This window comes from Streptomyces meridianus, from assembly GCF_023703325.1.
GTDB lineage: Bacteria > Actinomycetota > Actinomycetes > Streptomycetales > Streptomycetaceae > Streptomyces > Streptomyces meridianus.
Genome location: NZ_JAMQGM010000014.1, coordinates 157,021 through 173,185, shown reverse-complemented (window position 1 = coordinate 173,185; position 16,165 = coordinate 157,021). Strand labels below are relative to the sequence as shown.

At 70.5% G+C, this 16,165-nt stretch carries 14 protein-coding genes; 6 read left to right on the top strand and 8 right to left on the bottom strand.

Annotated elements, in window-relative coordinates:
• From kdpB to kdpF, 3 genes are all read right to left on the bottom strand, one after another.
• Nucleotides 1-1,556 (bottom strand): potassium-transporting ATPase subunit KdpB (gene kdpB, locus M1E25_RS06545; RefSeq protein ID WP_251411051.1); only part of this gene is annotated, 1,556 nt, incomplete at its 3' end.
• Entirely contained in the window at nucleotides 1,553-3,241 is a 1,689-nt protein-coding gene (kdpA, locus tag M1E25_RS06540) for a potassium-transporting ATPase subunit KdpA (RefSeq protein ID WP_251411048.1), read from the bottom strand. The genes kdpA and kdpB, both read right to left, overlap by 4 nt.
• Nucleotides 3,242-3,246: 5 nt before the next feature.
• The gene (gene kdpF, locus M1E25_RS06535; RefSeq protein WP_251411045.1) at nucleotides 3,247-3,336 is read right to left on the bottom strand and encodes a K(+)-transporting ATPase subunit F; all 90 of its coding nucleotides are present in this window, start codon (nucleotides 3,334-3,336) and stop codon (nucleotides 3,247-3,249) included.
• 429 nt (nucleotides 3,337-3,765) lie between these two features.
• On the opposite strand from kdpF, the gene M1E25_RS06530 reads away from it, so the two are divergent.
• Entirely contained in the window at nucleotides 3,766-4,803 is a 1,038-nt protein-coding gene (locus M1E25_RS06530) for a magnesium and cobalt transport protein CorA (protein WP_251411043.1), read from the top strand.
• Between the two features lie 49 nt (nucleotides 4,804-4,852).
• Here the strand turns inward: M1E25_RS06530 and M1E25_RS06525 are convergent, their stop codons facing one another.
• Together M1E25_RS06525 and M1E25_RS06520 are read right to left on the bottom strand one after the other, a co-directional pair.
• Nucleotides 4,853-5,605, bottom strand: coding sequence for a DUF4118 domain-containing protein (locus M1E25_RS06525; protein ID WP_251411040.1), 753 nt, complete (start codon nucleotides 5,603-5,605; stop codon nucleotides 4,853-4,855).
• Between the two features lie 111 nt (nucleotides 5,606-5,716).
• The gene (locus tag M1E25_RS06520; protein WP_372500534.1) at nucleotides 5,717-6,259 is read right to left on the bottom strand and encodes a GNAT family N-acetyltransferase; all 543 of its coding nucleotides are present in this window, start codon (nucleotides 6,257-6,259) and stop codon (nucleotides 5,717-5,719) included.
• A 195-nt stretch (nucleotides 6,260-6,454) separates the two neighbouring features.
• Here M1E25_RS06520 and M1E25_RS06515 point away from each other — a divergent pair, with 195 nt between their 5' ends.
• Genes M1E25_RS06515 through M1E25_RS06500 form a run of 4 tightly spaced genes read left to right on the top strand, consistent with a single transcriptional unit; the run spans nucleotide 6,455 to nucleotide 10,904 of the window.
• Nucleotides 6,455-8,998, top strand: a complete 2,544-nt coding sequence (locus M1E25_RS06515) for an ATP-binding protein (protein WP_251411034.1) — start codon at nucleotides 6,455-6,457, stop codon at nucleotides 8,996-8,998.
• A 56-nt stretch (nucleotides 8,999-9,054) separates the two neighbouring features.
• Complete coding sequence (locus tag M1E25_RS06510; RefSeq protein WP_251411031.1) at nucleotides 9,055-9,741, top strand: response regulator; 687 nt, start codon at nucleotides 9,055-9,057, stop codon at nucleotides 9,739-9,741.
• 32 nt (nucleotides 9,742-9,773) lie between these two features.
• Nucleotides 9,774-10,172 (top strand): OB-fold nucleic acid binding domain-containing protein, encoded by a 399-nt coding sequence (locus M1E25_RS06505; protein WP_251411029.1) that lies wholly within the window; start codon nucleotides 9,774-9,776, stop codon nucleotides 10,170-10,172.
• 3 nt (nucleotides 10,173-10,175) lie between these two features.
• Nucleotides 10,176-10,904, top strand: a complete 729-nt coding sequence (locus M1E25_RS06500) for a DUF3159 domain-containing protein (protein WP_251411026.1) — start codon at nucleotides 10,176-10,178, stop codon at nucleotides 10,902-10,904.
• A gap of 74 nt (nucleotides 10,905-10,978) precedes the next feature.
• Here M1E25_RS06500 and M1E25_RS06495 read toward each other — a convergent pair whose 3' ends face one another.
• From M1E25_RS06495 to M1E25_RS06485, 3 genes are read right to left on the bottom strand one after another with little or no spacing between them, the layout of a single operon-like run.
• Complete coding sequence (locus M1E25_RS06495; RefSeq protein ID WP_251411023.1) at nucleotides 10,979-11,656, bottom strand: potassium channel family protein; 678 nt, start codon at nucleotides 11,654-11,656, stop codon at nucleotides 10,979-10,981.
• Nucleotides 11,653-12,321: a potassium channel family protein gene (locus tag M1E25_RS06490; RefSeq protein WP_251411020.1), complete on the bottom strand. Its 669-nt coding sequence runs from the start codon at nucleotides 12,319-12,321 to the stop codon at nucleotides 11,653-11,655. The genes M1E25_RS06495 and M1E25_RS06490 overlap by 4 nt, the downstream gene beginning before the upstream one ends.
• Before the next feature lie 55 nt (nucleotides 12,322-12,376).
• On the bottom strand, nucleotides 12,377-13,966 hold the full coding sequence (locus M1E25_RS06485) for an SDR family oxidoreductase (RefSeq protein WP_251411017.1): 1,590 nt from the start codon (nucleotides 13,964-13,966) through the stop codon (nucleotides 12,377-12,379).
• Nucleotides 13,967-14,053: 87 nt separating this feature from the next.
• Here M1E25_RS06485 and M1E25_RS06480 point away from each other — a divergent pair, with 87 nt between their 5' ends.
• Nucleotides 14,054-16,093 (top strand): APC family permease, encoded by a 2,040-nt coding sequence (locus tag M1E25_RS06480; RefSeq protein WP_251411012.1) that lies wholly within the window; start codon nucleotides 14,054-14,056, stop codon nucleotides 16,091-16,093.
• Nucleotides 16,094-16,165: the final 72 nt, after the last annotated feature.

Here is a 16,165-nt window from a genome sequence, read left to right as displayed (position 1 = left end):
TCGGCGAGGAAGTCGTCCACGCCCGCCTCGGTCGCGATGGCCCTCGCGGTGAGCGGGTTGTCACCCGTGATCATCACCGTCCGGATCCCCATGCGCCGCAGCTCGGCGAAGCGCTCCCGCATGCCCTCCTTGACCACGTCCTTGAGGTGGACGACTCCGAGGACCCGCGACCCGGTGCCGTCCTCGACGGCGACGAGCAGCGGGGTGCCACCGGCCTCGGAGATCCGGTGCGCGATCCGGTCGGCGTCGTCCGTGACGGTGCCGCCCCGCTCCCGGACCCACGTGACGACCGAGGCGGTGGCTCCCTTGCGGACTCGCCGGCCGTCCAGGTCCACCCCGGACATGCGGGTCTGCGCCGTGAACGGGATCCATTCGGCCTGTTCCAGCTCTCCCTCCCGGCGTTCCCGCAGGCCGTACCGCTCCTTGGCAAGGACGACGACCGAGCGGCCCTCGGGGGTCTCGTCCGCGAGGGAGGACAGCTGGGCGGCGTCAGCCAGTTCCTCCTCCGAGATGCCCCCGACAGGGACGAACTCGGCGGCCTCACGGTTGCCGAGCGTGATGGTCCCGGTCTTGTCCAGGAGCAGGGTGGAGACGTCACCGGCGGCCTCGACGGCCCGACCCGACATGGCCAGCACGTTGCGCTGCACCAGCCGGTCCATCCCGGCGATGCCGATCGCCGACAGGAGGGCGCCGATGGTGGTCGGGATGAGGCAGACCAGGAGAGCGGTCAGCACGATCAGCGACTGCTCCGCCTTCGCGTAGATCGCGAACGGCTGCAGGGTGACCACGGCGAGCAGGAAGACGATCGTCAGCGACGCGAGGAGGATGTTCAGCGCGATCTCGTTCGGCGTCTTCTGCCGACTCGCCCCCTCGACCAGCGCGATCATCCGGTCGATGAACGTCTCTCCCGGCTTGGTGGTGATCCTGACGACGATCCGGTCGGACAGCACCTTCGTCCCTCCGGTGACCGCGCTGCGGTCACCGCCGGACTCGCGGATCACCGGGGCCGACTCGCCGGTGATGGCGGACTCGTCGACCGACGCGACGCCTTCGACGACGTCACCGTCACCGGGGATCACGTCACCCGCCTCGCAGACGACCAGATCGCCGACGCGCAGCTCCGTGCCCGATATCCGTTCTTCGTCCGTGCCCCGCAGGCGGCGTGCCACCGCATCGGTCTTGGCCTTGCGCAGGGTGTTCGCCTGGGCCTTGCCCCGGCCCTCGGCGACGGCTTCCGCGAGGTTCGCGAAGATCACGGTCAGCCACAGCCAGGCCGTGATCACCCAGCCGAACCAGTCGGACGGGTCCGCGACCGCCAGCACGGTGGTGAGCACCGAGCCGATCTCCACGACGAACATCACGGGGGACTTGGCCATCACCCGCGGGTCGAACTTGCGAAGGGCATCGGGGAGGGACCTGGTCAACTGCTGGGGGTCGGACAGGCCGCCTCCCACCCGGCCGGGCCCGGGCCCGGTGGTCGACTCCTCGTGAGGAGCCCGGTTCGGGGCAACGGTGGACATGGTGTCCTCTTGCTTCTTCTTGACGTCGGTGGTCATGAGGCCAGCCCTTCCGCGATCGGCCCCAGGGCGAGTGCCGGGAAGTAGGTCAGGCCGGTGACGATGACGATCGTGCCGACCAGGAGTCCGGCGAAGAGCGGCTTCTCGGTGCGCAGGGTGCCGGCCGTTTCCGGCACCGGCTTCTGCCCGGCGAGGGAGCCGGCGAGGGCGAGCACGAAGACCATCGGGACGAAGCGGCCCAGCAACATGGCCAGGCCGATCGTGGTGTTGAACCACTGGGTGTCGGCGTTCAGGCCGGCGAAGGCGGAGCCGTTGTTGTTGGCGCCCGAGGTGAAGGCGTACAGCACGTCGGAGAAGCCGTGCGCCCCGCTGCCCCCGACCGCGTTCTGGGCCGTGTTGTAGATCGAGCCCGGCGGCGTCGGCAGCACCATGGACAGTCCGGTGAAGACGAGCACGAGCGCCGGGGTGACGAGGATGTAGCAGGCGGCGAGCTTGATCTCACGGGGGCCGAGCTTCTTGCCCAGGTACTCGGGCGTGCGGCCGACCATCAGACCCGCGGTGAACACGGCGACGATCGCCATGACGAGCATGCCGTAGAGGCCGGACCCCACTCCACCGGGTGCGATCTCACCGAGCATCATGCCCAGCATCGTGATGCTCCCGCCGAAACCGGTGTAGGAGGAGTGGAAGGAGTCCACCGCACCGGTCGAGGTCAGGGTCGTGGAGACCGCGAAAATCGACGAAGCGCCGATGCCGAACCGGGTCTCCTTGCCCTCCATCGCACCGCCGGCCGCCTCGAGCGCCGGACCACCGCCGTGGAACTCGGTCCACATCATCAGGCCGACGAAGGCGAGCCAGATCGTGCCCATGGTCGCGAGGATCGCGTACCCCTGCTTCACGCTGCCGACCATCCTGCCGAAGGTGCGGGTCAGCGCGAACGGGATCAGGAGGATCAGGAAGATCTCGAAGAGGTTGGTGAAGGCGTTCGGGTTCTCGAAGGGGTGCGAGGAGTTGGCGTTGAAATAGCCGCCGCCGTTGGTACCCAGCTCCTTGATGACCTCCTGCGAGGCCACCGCACCACCGTTGATCTGCTGCGGACCACCGGTGAGCGTGCCCACCTCGTGAATGCCCGCGAAGTTCTGGATCGCCCCGCAGGCGACCAGGACGAGCGCGCCGACGACCGAGATCGGGACCAGGATCCGGACGGTGCCCCGCACGAGGTCCGCCCAGAAGTTGCCCAGCTCACCGGTCCGTGAGCGGGCGAAGCCGCGCACCAGCGCGACGGCGACCGCCATGCCCGTCGCCGCCGAGACGAAGTTCTGTACCGCGAGGCCACCGGTCTGCACGACGTGGCCCATGGCCTGCTCGCCGTAGTACGACTGCCAGTTGGTGTTCGACACGAACGACGCCGCCGTGTTGAACGCCTGGTCCGGGTCGATCGACACGAATCCCAGCGAACCGGGCAGGCTTCCCTGCAGTCGCTGCAGCAGGGAGAGGAACAGGACGCCGATGACCGAGAAGGCAAGAACGCCGCGCAGGTAGGCGGGCCAACGCATCTCGGCACTCGGATTGGCGCCGATCGCGCGGTAGATCCACCGCTCGACGCGCAGATGCCTGGTCGAGGAGTAGACCCCGGCCATGTAGTCGCCGAGGGGCCGGTAGGCCAGCGCCAGCGCCGCGACGAGCGCGAGCAACTGGAGTACGCCGGAGAGGACAGGGCTCATGGTGCTCAGAACCTCTCCGGAAAGACGAGGGCGACGACCAGGTAACCCAGGAGGGCCACGGCCACGAGCAGGCCGACAATGTTCTCGATGCTCACAGCTTCGCCACCCCCTTGGCTATGAACGCCACCAGCGCGAAGACCGCGATCGTGGTGACGGCGAAGGCCACGTCGGCCACCGGATGCTCCTAAAACTCAGGGGACGTGAAGAAGCGCTCAATCGTGAGCGCCTTGGAAGGGAAACACCTGCGCCGGCGGTCGTTCGCGATCTTGACGCCTTCCTGACGGCGCAGCTCGCGGCATTGACGGATTCCTGACGGGGAGCCGCCCGGAGGAGGAGCCTCCATCGCAGCCGTGGGACTGCCACGGGCAGAGCGGGACACCTCGCCGGCCGGGCCGGCGGAGGCCTGCGTCGCAGCCGGCGGTGGCCATCCCGGTACGACGCCCCTGCGCGGAAACGATGAGCGCAGCGCCCCGGACCCCTGCACCATGAGGGGGAGCAGGACGCCGAACCGCTCAGAGGTGCACATGACGGACGACGCGCAACCACCCGGATCCGACGACCGGCTCGTCCCCGTCGTGGACTGCGCCCTGTACCGGCACGGTGAGCGCCGCCCCGGAGTCCTGCCCCTGAACGAGGCCATGGACGCGGTCCACGGCAGCTCCGACAGCTTCGTCTGGATCGGACTGAGGGAGCCGACCGCAGAACAGCTCCAAGTGGTCGCCGACGCCTTCGACCTGCACCCGCTTGCCGTGGAGGACGCCGTCCACGCGCATCAGCGCGCCAAGCTCGAGCGGTACGGGGGGACGCTGTTCCTCGTCATGAGGACCGCCGTCTACGTCGAGCACGACCGCCTCACCCCGACGGCCCAGGTGGTCTCGACCGGAGAGATCATGATCTTCGCCGGACCGGACTTCGTCGTGGTCGTCCGGCACGGCGACTCGCCGGACCTCCGGGACCTGCGCCGCCAGCTCGAAGGCAGGCCGGACCTGCTGGCCCACGGCCCCGCCGCCGTCATGCACGGCATCGCCGACACCGTCGTCGACCAGTACCTGAAGGTGATCGACGCCGTCGAATCGGACGTGGAACAGCTGGAGGCCGACGTGTTCTCACCGGAACGGACGGACGAGGCGGGCCGCATCTACCAGCTGAGACGCGAAGTGCTGGAACTGCGGCAGGCCGTGCTCCCGCTCACGCTGCCGCTGCGGAAACTGGCCGAGGGCCGCGTCCCCGGGGTCAGCCCGGAGATCGCCACCTACATGCGGGACGTGAACGACGGTCTGACCCAGGCGTCGGAGCGCATCACGGCTTTCGGTGACGTCCTCGACGGCGTGCTGGCGGCGGGCCTCGCCCGGCTCAGTGTCCAGCAGAACACCGATCTGCGCCGGATCAGCGCCTGGGCGGCGATCATCGCCGTTCCCACCATGATCGCCGGCATCTACGGCATGAACTTCGAGCACATGCCCGAACTGCACTGGACCTTCGGGTATCCCCTGGTCCTGATCGTCATCGTCATCGCCTGCGCCCTGATCCACCGGGCGTTCCGCCGGAACGGCTGGCTGTGAGGAACCTCTGCCGAGGCACGCCCCCGTCGCGGCCTTCCCGCCGTCCCTGTCAGCCACTGCTCGGCGCGGATTGCGCCGTATCCAGCGCCGCACCGGCCTGATCGGCCAGAGTCACGGCAACGAGGCGCGCCTCCAGCGACGGAACTGATCCGGGCGTGGGCCGGAGCATGAACCGCCCGTAGTAGTGCCCCTTGGCGGACGCGCGCAACTCGACCTCCTCCTCAGGCAGCCCGAGCCGGTCGACGTCCCACTCCATACGGCTCTTGACGACCCTGCCGTCCGGCTCGAGGCGGGGCGGGCGGCCCAGGAGGTTCCCGTACTCGAACCGGCAGCCGTTCAGGTGCAGCAGGCCGACGAGTTGATCTCTGACCTGGTCGACCACGGCGTCCGGCGACGTGGACGAGCGTGCGACCTGGGCTGTGTGGTGGATCTGGGCCAGGTAGTCCGCGTCGGTGATGGCGAGAACGTGGAGCCGCCTGGCCCGCGCGGCGAGCTGCGAGACGACGAGCCCCACGGCCAGCAGGAGGATGGCCGTACCGACGTCCGAGGACTTGGTGATGGCGAAGGTCTCGTAGGGCCGGGTGAGGAAGAAGTCGAACCAGAGAGCCGCCCCCAGTGCCGCGACAGCCCCCGCGAACAGGTGCCCGATGGCGGCCACGGCGACCACGACAACGACGAGAATGAGCGCCAGATTCGCGCTGGAGATGTCGGTCCGGAACGGGATGAGGGCTGCGGAGACCGCGATGGGAGCCACGACAGCCGCGAGGATCGCCATGCGATCCCTCGTGAGGTGGAACGCCATGACGCACCTCCTGCTCTCCTGTCTAGCAGGGGCGGCTTCGGCGCGCGACCCACCCTGTGCGGTGCGGAACGGCCCAGGGCGGCTTCGCCGTCCGGCGGGCCGCCACCGGTTTCACCACACGTCGCCGTCGCGCCACTCGCAGACCAGGACGCCCTTCGGGTCCACGGACGTCGGCAGCGCGAGGACGTGCACGCTCTCGTCGTCCTCGGGCGTCCGCTCCATCCCCGACGGCGTGAGCACACAGGTCCGGCCCTGCCAGCGCTGCCATCCGCGCGCCTCGTAGAACGCTCCCGAACCGCCGGCCGCCGACAGCGCGCCCAGCACGTAGGCACCGCGCACCACGGCCTCCAGCGCCGCCATCACGGACGCGCCGTGCCCCCGGCCCCGCCGGTCGGGACGGACCGCGACGCCCTCCAGGTAGCCCGTGCGCAGCGCCCGGCCGCCGTGCAGCAGCCGCCGCTGCACCACGGCCCCATGGGCGACCGGCTCGCCGGCCTCCCACACCACCGCGTGCACACCACCGAGCGTGTGGTCCCAGTCCGTATCCGTGAAACCACCGTCGAAGGCGGCGTCGAGCAGGGACCGGAGGGCCTTGAGCTCACCCTCGTCCAGCTGCGCGGTGTGCGCGGTACGTACCTCTGTCATATCGATCATCCTGGCAGCGGCGGCGGCCGGACACGAGGGTGCTGCACGCGGTTTCCCGCCCTCCACGGGGGCGAACAGGGCGGCCGGGCGTCAGGGTTGCGTCAAGACGTGTCCCGTCTGCCCGTTCCGCCCACCTGCGTCGGGATCAGCGGTCGTAGAGTCGAAGCGCGGACTTCAACGCTCCTCACCGAAGACAATGAGGCCATGGCACGCGGCAGGCTCAGGATCTACCTCGGCGCTGCGCCGGGCGTGGGCAAGACGTACGACATGCTGGCGGAGGCGCACCGCCGGGTGGGGCGGGGCACCGATTGCGTCGTCGCCGTCGTCGAGCACCACGGGCGGCCGCGCACCGAGGTGCTGCTGCACGGCCTCGAGACGGTGCCCCGCCGTGAGATCGTCCACCGCGGTGCCCGGTTCACCGAGATGGACGTCGACGCGGTGCTGGAGCGCCGCCCGGCCGTGGCCCTGGTCGACGAACTGGCCCACACGAACGTCCCCGGCTCCCGCAACGCCAAGCGCTGGCAGGACGTCGAGGAACTGCTGCGGGCGGGGGTCGACGTCATCTCCACCCTCAACATCCAGCACCTCGAATCGCTGGGCGACGTCGTCGAGTCCATAACGGGCGTCCGGCAGCGCGAGACCGTACCCGACGAGGTGGTGCGCCGCGCCGACCAGATCGAACTGGTCGACATGTCGCCCCAGGCGCTGCGCCGCCGCATGGCCCACGGCAACATCTACACACCGGACAAGGTCGACGCGGCGCTGTCGAACTACTTCCGGCCCGGCAACCTCACCGCCCTGCGCGAGCTGGCCCTGCTGTGGACCGCGGACCGCGTCGACGAGTACCTCCAGCAGTACCGCCGCGACCACCACATCAGCTCCACCTGGCAGGCCCGCGAACGGATCGTCGTCGGTGTCACCGGAGGCCCGGAGGGCCGGACCCTCATCCGCCGCGCCGCCCGGATGGCGGCCAAGGGGGCAGGCGGTGAGCTCCTGGCCGTGTACATATCCCGCAGCGACGGGCTCACCTCGGCCTCGCCCGACGAACTGGCCGTCCAGCGCACCCTGGCCGAGGACCTCGGCGGCACCTTCCACCACGTCGTCGGCGACGACGTGCCGGACGCACTGCTCGAGTTCGCCCGCGGCGTCAACGCCACCCAGATCGTCCTCGGCTCCAGCCGCCGCAAGGCCTGGCAGTACGTGTTCGGACCCGGGGTCGGCGCCACGGTGGCCCGCGACTCGGGCCCCGACCTCGACGTCCACATCGTCACGCACGAGGAGGCCGCCAAGGGCCGCGGCCTGCCGATCGCCCGGGGAGCCCGGCTGGGCCGTTCCCGGATCGTCGCCGGCTGGCTGGTCGGAGTGCTCGGTCCGGTCCTGCTGACGCTGCTGCTGACCGCCCTCAGCTCCGGTCCGGGGCTCGCCAACGACGTCCTGCTGTTCCTCACCCTGACCGTCGCCGCCGCCCTGCTCGGCGGCCTGCTGCCGGCCGTGGCCTCGGTCGTCGTCGGGACCCTGCTGCTCAACTACTACTTCACCCCGCCGGTACACACCTGGACCGTCTCCGACCCCGAGAACATCGTTGCCATCGCGATCTTCTTCGCGGTCGCCGTGGCGGTGGCCTCGGTCGTCGACCTCGCCGCCCGGCGCACTGCCCAGGCGGCGCGGCTGCGGGCGGAGTCCGAGATCCTTTCCTTCCTCGCCGGAAGCGTGCTGCGCGGGGAGACCAGCCTCGAGGCCCTGCTGGAGCGGGTACGCGAAACCTTCGCCATGGAGTCCGCCGCCCTGCTGGAGCGGGGAAGTGAGGTGGAGCCGTGGACCTGCACGGCAGGAGTCGGGTCCCGGCTGCTGCTGCGCCCCGAGGACGCGGACGTCGACATGCCCGTGGGCGACCGTATGGCTCTGGCCCTGAGCGGGAGAGTGCTGCCCGCCGAGGACCGGCGGGTGCTGGCCGCCTTCGCCGCCCAGGCCGCCGTGGTGCTCGACCGGCAGCGCCTCCTCGGCGAGGCCGAGCAGGCCCGTGAACTGGCGGAGGGCAACCGCATCCGCACCGCACTGCTGGCAGCCGTTTCCCACGACCTGCGCACGCCGCTCGCCGGCATCAAGGCCGCGGTGACGTCCCTGCGTTCCGGCGATGTCGCCTGGTCGCCGGAGGACGAGGCCGAGTTGCTCGCCACCGTCGAGGAGGGCGCCGACCGCCTGGACCACCTCGTCGGCAACCTCCTCGACATGTCCCGGCTGCAGACCGGAACCGTGACGCCGCTGATCCGCGAGGCGGACCTCGACGAGGTGGTGCCGATGGCGCTCGGCGGTGTCCCGGAGGGCAGTGTCGACCTCGACATCCCCGAGAACCTGCCCATGGTCGCCGTCGACCCGGGGCTGCTCGAGCGCTGCGTGGCCAACCTCGTCGAGAACGCGGTCAAGCACGGTCCGCAGGACGAGAGGGTCCTGGTCTCCGCCAGTGCCCTGGGCGAGCGCGTCGAGGTCCGGGTGGTGGACCGCGGCCCCGGCGTTCCCGACGACGCCAAGGAGCGGATCTTCGAGCCGTTCCAGCGATACGGGGACGCCCCGCGCGGTGCGGGCGTCGGACTGGGGCTCGCCGTGGCGCGCGGCTTCGCCGAGGCCATGGGCGGCACGCTCACGGCGGAGGACACCCCCGGCGGTGGAATGACCATGGTGCTCACGCTCCGGGCCGCGGACGGCCGCCCAGCGGCAGCTCCCGGACTGCCGGGCGCGGCGACCGCATGACGACCGCAGCCCCGCAGCTTCCGTACGCCGGTCGCCGGCGAGAGGACAGGACACACATGACCCGGGTTCTGGTGGTGGAGGACGACGCGCAGATCGTGCGCGCGCTCGTCATCAACCTCAAGGCGCGCAAGTACGAGGTGGACGCCGCCCCGGACGGCGCGACCGCTCTCGCCCTCGCCGCAGCCCGCCGGCCCGACGTCGTCCTCCTCGACCTGGGGCTTCCCGACATGGACGGAACCGAGGTCATCAAGGGGCTCCGCGGCTGGACCCCGGTGCCGATCCTGGTGCTGTCCGCCCGGCAGACCTCCGACGAGAAGGTCGAGGCACTCGACGCGGGTGCCGACGACTACGTCACCAAGCCGTTCGGCATGGACGAGCTGCTCGCCCGGCTGCGGGCCGCCGTCCGCCGGGCGACGCCGACCGGACCGGTGGACGGCACGGCGGTCGTCTCCACCGAGCGGTTCACCGTCGATCTGGCGGCGAGGAAGGTCCGCCTCCAGGACGGCCGTGACGTCCGCCTCACCCCGACCGAATGGCATCTGCTCGAGGTCCTGGTGCGCAATCCCGGCCGGCTGATCGGGCAGAAACAGCTTCTCCAGGAGGTCTGGGGACCCTCGTACGGGACCGAGACCAACTATCTCCGTGTGTACATGGCACAACTGCGGCGCAAGCTCGAGAGCGATCCGTCGCACCCGCAGCATTTCGTCACCGAGCCCGGCATGGGGTACCGCTTCGAGCAGTGATCCGCCCAGCCCCCTCCCGGTACGCTTCGTGTATGAGTGCAGTGTCCCGTCACGACAAGCCCACCGGTCGGTTCCGCCGGTTGCTCGACCGCCTCTCCAGCACCCAGGAGGAGCTGCACGCCGACGAGCTGCAGCAGGACGCACAGGCCTCGGGATGCACCCCGATCGGCGAGTGCCACGACCGCGAGATCGTGAAGGTGACCGGAACGCTGCGCACGGTGACCCTGCGGCCCCGCGCCGGCGTGCCCGCACTCGAGGCCGAGCTGTTCGACGGTTCGGCCGCCGTCGACGTGGTGTGGCTCGGACGGCGCTCCATCGTCGGCATCGAGCCCGGCCGTAAGATCGTGGTCTCCGGCCGCATGTCAATGAGTCATGGGCGCCGGCTGCTGTTCAACCCCAAATACGAACTCCGACCGCTCGGACAGGAGTAGCCGGTGACCTCTCCGGACCGCCAGACCGACCAGGACCAGGACGCACATTCGAGAACCGTCACCGAGGCCGCGCTCTTCGAAGCGTTCGGCGGCGTCCGGGGCATGGTGGAGACCACCGTCCCCGGCCTGGTGTTCGTCGCGATCTACACCGTGAACCGTGACATCCAGCCGGCGGCCATCGCCGCGCTCGCCCTGTCGCTGGTGCTGGGCATCGCCCGGGTGGTGAGCAAGGGAACGCTCAAGCACGCCTTCGGCGGCGTCTTCGGCGTCGCCATCGGCGCCGCCTTCGCGATGATGTCCGGGGACGCCAAGAACTTCTACCTGCCCGGGATGCTGTACACCCTCGGTCTCGCGGTGGCCTACACCGTGTCGGCCATGGCCGGCTGGCCGCTGCTCGGAGTCATCCTCGGGCCGCTGTTCAAGGAGAACCTCTCCTGGCGCACCCGCAACCCGGGCCGCCGGGTGGCGTACACCAAGGCCAGCTGGGCGTGGGGACTGATCCTGCTCGCCAAGTCGGCGATCCTCTTCCCGCTCTACTGGTGGGGCGACGCAACCCAGCTGGGGTGGGTCAAGGTGGCGCTCGGCATTCCGCCGTTCCTGCTCTGCGTCTACTTCACCTGGATCTTCCTCGCCAAGGCACCGCCGCCGATCGACGTCTTCGCCGAGATGGAGGCCGAGGAGACCGAACGCCTCGAGAAGGAACGAGCAGCGCAGACGGCCACGGCCGACTGACGGGACCGCACCCGCACGATCGACGGCGAGGGGGCCGGAACCCAACGGTTCCGGCCCCCTCGCCGTGTCCGTTCTCAGCGCTCGGTCTCCGCGCGCCGGGTCGAGAGCAGGTCCTCCAGCTCCTGTTCCCGCGCCTGCGCCGCGACGAACAGCAGCTCGTCACCGGCCTCCAGCGCGTCGTCCCGGTCGGGGGTCAGCACCCGTGTGCCGCGGATGATGGTGACCAGCGAGGTGTCGTCCGGCCACTGCACATCGCCGACCCGGGTCCCGGTCAGGGCCGCCTCCGGCGGTAGGGTCAGCTCGACGAGGTTGGCGTCGCCGTGGCTGAAGCGCAGCAGCCGCACCAGGTCGCCGACGCTCACCGCCTCCTCGACCAGGGCCGACATCAGGCGGGGCGTGGACACGGCCACATCGACCCCCCACGACTCGTTGAACAGCCACTCGTTCTTCGGGTTGTTCACCCGCGCCACGACCCGCGGGACCGCGTACTCGGTCTTCGCCAGCAGCGAGATGACCAGGTTGACCTTGTCGTCCCCGGTGGCAGCGATGACCACGTTGCAGCGCTGCAGCGCGGCCTCGTCGAGCGAGGTGATCTCACAGGCGTCGGCCAGCAGCCACTCCGCCTGCGGCACCCGTTCAACGGAGATCGCGGTGGGCGCCTTGTCGATCAGCAGCACCTCGTGCCCGTTCTCCAGCAGCTCGCCGGCGATCGAACGCCCGACCGCGCCGGCCCCTCCGATGGCGACCCTCATCGCTGCGCCTCCTCGGGGCCTTCGGCGAACGCCGCCTCGACCTTCTCCATGTCCTCGCTGCGCATCATGACGTGCACCAGATCGCCTTCCTGCAGCACGGTGTCCGCCGTCGGCAGCACTGCTTCGCCCAGTCGGGTGAGGAACGCCACGCGCACGCCCGTCTCCTCCTGCATCCGGCTGATCCGGTGGCCGACCCAGGCCGTCGAGATGTGCACCTCGGCCAGCTGCACCGCGCCGCTCGGGTCACGCCACAGGGCCTCGGCTCCGGACGGCAGCAGCCGGCGGAGCATCTGGTCGGCCGTCCAGCGCACGGTGGCGACCGTCGGGATGCCGAGCCGCTGGTACACCTCGGCGCGCCGGGGGTCGTAGATGCGCGCGGCCACGTTCTCCACGTCGAACATCTCTCGCGCCACGCGGGCGGCGATGATGTTGGAGTTGTCGCCGCTGCTGACCGCGGCGAAGGCACCGGCCTCCTCGATGCCGGCCTCGCGCAGGGTGTCCTGGTCGAAGCCGATGCCGGTCACCCGGCGCCCGCCGAACCCGGAGCCCAGGCGGCGGAAGGCGGTGGGGTCCTGGTCGATGACGGCGACCGTGTGACCTTGTTGCTCCAGCGTGTACGCGAGGGCCGAGCCCACGCGTCCGCAGCCCATGATCACGATGTGCATGAGGCCTTTACCTCGCACCTTCCCTGAGCGCTATGACCTGTGCCGGCACCGTTCATCATCCTTCCGGGCCCCGGGCGGGGCCGCTGCTGGTTCGTTCGTCGCCGGTAACGCTACCCGCCGCCGCCGCTCGCGGACCCACCGCGGTTGACTCCGCCGTGGCCGCGATCCTCCGGGCCATCCCGCCGAAGACGACCGAGTGGAACGGCGAGACGCCCCACCAGTACGCGTGCCCGGCGAGACCGTGCGGATGGAACAGCGCCCGCTGCCGCAGCAGGCTGCCGCCCCGGCCGTCCGGCTCGACCCGCAGCTCCAGCCACGCCAGACCCGGCAGCCGCATCTCCGCGCGGAGCCGGAGCAGCCGGCCGTGCTCGACCTCCTCCACCCGCCAGAAGTCGAGCGAGTCCCCTACCCGCAGGTGCTCCGCGTCCCGGCGGCCGCGCCGCAGTCCCACGCCGCCGACCAGCCGGTCGAGCCAGCCCCGTACCGCCCAGGCCAGCGGGAACGAGTACCAGCCGTTGTCCCCGCCGATGCCCTCCACAACGCTCCACAGCGCGGCGGGCGGCGCCGCGACGGACTGGTCGCGGAAGTCGGTGTACAGGCTGCCGCCCGACCAGTCCGGGTCGGTGGGCAGCGGATCGCTGGGCGCACCGGGCACCGACGCCGACGACCAGCGCGTCGCCACGTCCGCGTCCTTGATCCGCTGCAGGGCCAGGCTCAGCGCCCGGTCGATGCCGAGCAGCCCGCCCGGCGGATCCGGCACGTAGCGGGCGATGTCGTGCTCGCCGCACACCACCTCGTGCCGCAGCGACTCCGCCAGCGGCCGGGCGATCGAGCCCGGAACCGGTGTGACCAGGCCGACCCAGTGGCTCGACAGCCGTGGCGTGAGGACCGGCACGGGAAGGATCAGCCGCTTCGGCAGGTCCGCCACAGCGGCGTAGCGCTGCATCATGTCGCGGTAGGTCAGAACATCGGGGCCGCCGATGTCGAACGACCGGTTCGCGTCCGGGGGCAGCGTGGCGCAGCCCACCAGGTAGCGCAGTACGTCCCGGATGGCGACCGGCTGGATCGCCGTGCGCACCCAGCTCGGTGTGATCATCAGGGGCAGACGCTCGGTCAGGTAGCGCAGCATCTCGAACGAGGCCGAACCGGAACCGATGATCACGGCCGCCCTGAGGACGGCCGTCGGCACCCCCGACTCCTCCAGGATGCGGCCCACCTCGGCGCGCGACCGCAGATGGGGCGAGAGCTCGCGCTCGGGTACGCCGGCCGGTGTCAGACCGCCGAGGTAGACGATCCGCCGGACACCCGCCGCCTTGGCCTGCTCGCCGAACAGCCGGGCCGCCTCCCGGTCGGTCTCCTCGAACCCCTTCCCGGTGCCCAGGGCGTGCACGAGGTAGTAGGCGACGTCCACGCCGTTCAGGGCGTCGCGCAGCGACTCCGCGTCCGTGACGTCGCCGCGCGCCACCTCCGCCTGCCCCGACCACGGATGGTCGCGCAGCTTCTCGGGGGTCCGGGCGAGGCAGCGCACACGGTGCCCGGCCGACAGCAGTTCCGGGACGAGCCTGCCGCCGATGTATCCCGTCGCGCCGGTGACCAGGCACGTCAGCGGTCCGCTCTCCGCGACGGGTGAGGATGCGGTTGTCATGCCCCCATGCTGGCCCGGCGGGGCGCGCTGAGCCAGTGAGACAGGGCGGGTGGGCCCCGTGGATATCGAACGCTTACGATCCTCTGCGTGCCGAAACTGACCGACCTGCCCAAGCGGATCCTGATCGGGCGGGCGCTGCGCAGCGACCGTCTCGGGGAGACCCTGCTCCCGAAGCGGATCGCCCTTCCCGTCTTCGCGTCGGACCCGCTGTCCTCCGTGGCGTACGCACCGGGCGAGGTGCTGCTCGTCCTCTCGCTGGCGGGGGTGTCGGCCTACCACTTCAGCCCGTGGATCGCCGTCGCGGTCGTCGTCCTGATGTTCACGGTCGTCGCGTCGTACCGGCAGAACGTGCACGCCTATCCCAGCGGTGGCGGCGACTACGAGGTGGCCAACGTCAACCTGGGGCCCCGGGCCGGGCTGACGGTGGCCAGCGCCCTGCTGGTGGACTACGTCCTGACCGTGGCGGTGTCGATCTCCTCGGGCGTGGAGAACCTGGGCTCGGCCATCCCGTTCGTCGTGGAGCACAAGACGCTTTCCGCCGTCGCCATAATCGTGCTGCTCACGCTGATGAACCTGCGCGGTGTCAAGGAGTCCGGCAAGCTCTTCGCCATCCCGACCTACGTGTTCGTGGCCGGCGTCTTCCTCATGATCCTCTGGGGGGCGTACCGCGGGATCGTCCTCGGCGACTCGATGAAGGCCCCGACGGCCGACCTCGAGATCAAGACCGAGCACACCGGTCTCGCCGGCTTCGCGCTGCTGTTCCTGCTGCTGCGCGCCTTCTCCTCGGGCTGTGCGGCGCTCACGGGCGTCGAGGCGATCAGCAACGGCGTACCCGCCTTCCGCAAGCCCAAGAGCCGGAACGCGGCAACCACCCTGGCGATGATGGGCGCTCTGGCCGTCACGATGTTCTGCGGGATCATCGGGCTGGCGTTGGCCACGGACGTCAGGATGGCCGAGTTCCCCGCCCGCGACCTGCTGGACAACGGGGAACCGGTAGGCCCCGGGTACACCCAGAACCCGGTCATCTCCCAGGTTGCGGCAGCGGTGTTCGGCGACGGCTCGTTCCTCTTCGTGATCCTGGCCGCGGCCACCGCGCTGGTCCTGTTCCTCGCCGCCAACACGGCGTACAACGGCTTCCCGCTGCTCGGCTCGATCCTGGCCCAGGACCGCTACCTGCCGCGGCAACTGCACACCCGCGGCGACCGGCTCGCCTTCTCCAACGGCATCGTGCTGCTCGCCGGCGCCGCCGCCGTCCTGGTGGGGATCTACGGCGCCGACTCCACCCGGCTGATCCAGCTCTACATCGTCGGCGTCTTCGTGTCGTTCACGCTCAGCCAGACCGGCATGGTCCGGCACTGGAACCGTCACCTGGCGGTCGAGAAGGACCCGACCGAGCGTCGCCGGATGATGCGCTCCCGGGCGATCAACACCTTCGGCGCCTTCTTCACCGGCGTCGTCCTCGTGGTGGTCCTGCTGACCAAGTTCAGCCACGGTGCCTGGGTCGCCCTGCTCGGCATGGCCATCTTCTACGTCACCATGACCGCGATCCGCCGCCACTACGACGGGGTGTCCTCGGAACTGGCCGCCGCCGAGGAGGCGGACGACGGGGTGCGCCCGTCCCGGGTGCACTCCATCGTGCTGGTGTCAAAGATCCACAAACCGACCCTGCGGGCCCTGTCGTACGCGAAGCTGATGCGCTCCGACACCCTCGAAGCGATCAGCATCAACGTGGACCCGGCCGAGACCAGGGCGCTCCAGCAGGAGTGGAACCGGCGGCGCCTCGACGTCCCGCTCAAGGTCCTCGACTCGCCCTACCGGGAGATCACCCGGCCCGTCATCGACTACGTGAAGGGCCTGCGGCGCACCAGCCCGCGCGACGTGGTCAGCGTCTACATCCCCGAGTACGTGGTCGGCCACTGGTACGAGCACCTGCTGCACAACCAGAGCGCCCTGCGGCTCAAGGGCCGGCTGCTGTTCACCCCCGGCGTGATGGTCACCTCCGTCCCGTACCAGCTCGAGTCGTCCGAGTTGGCGAGGACGCGTGCGAAGCGGCGGGCGGAGTGGAACGCCCCCGGCTCGGTGCGCCGTGGCCCGGTCGGCCCGTCCGGCCGGGACAGGAGCGCGTAACCGGCTGGGGTTCGGGCGACGTAGACTGAACGGCTGCTGTCGGACCCGTACCGCGCAGCTCCCCGCGCCCCG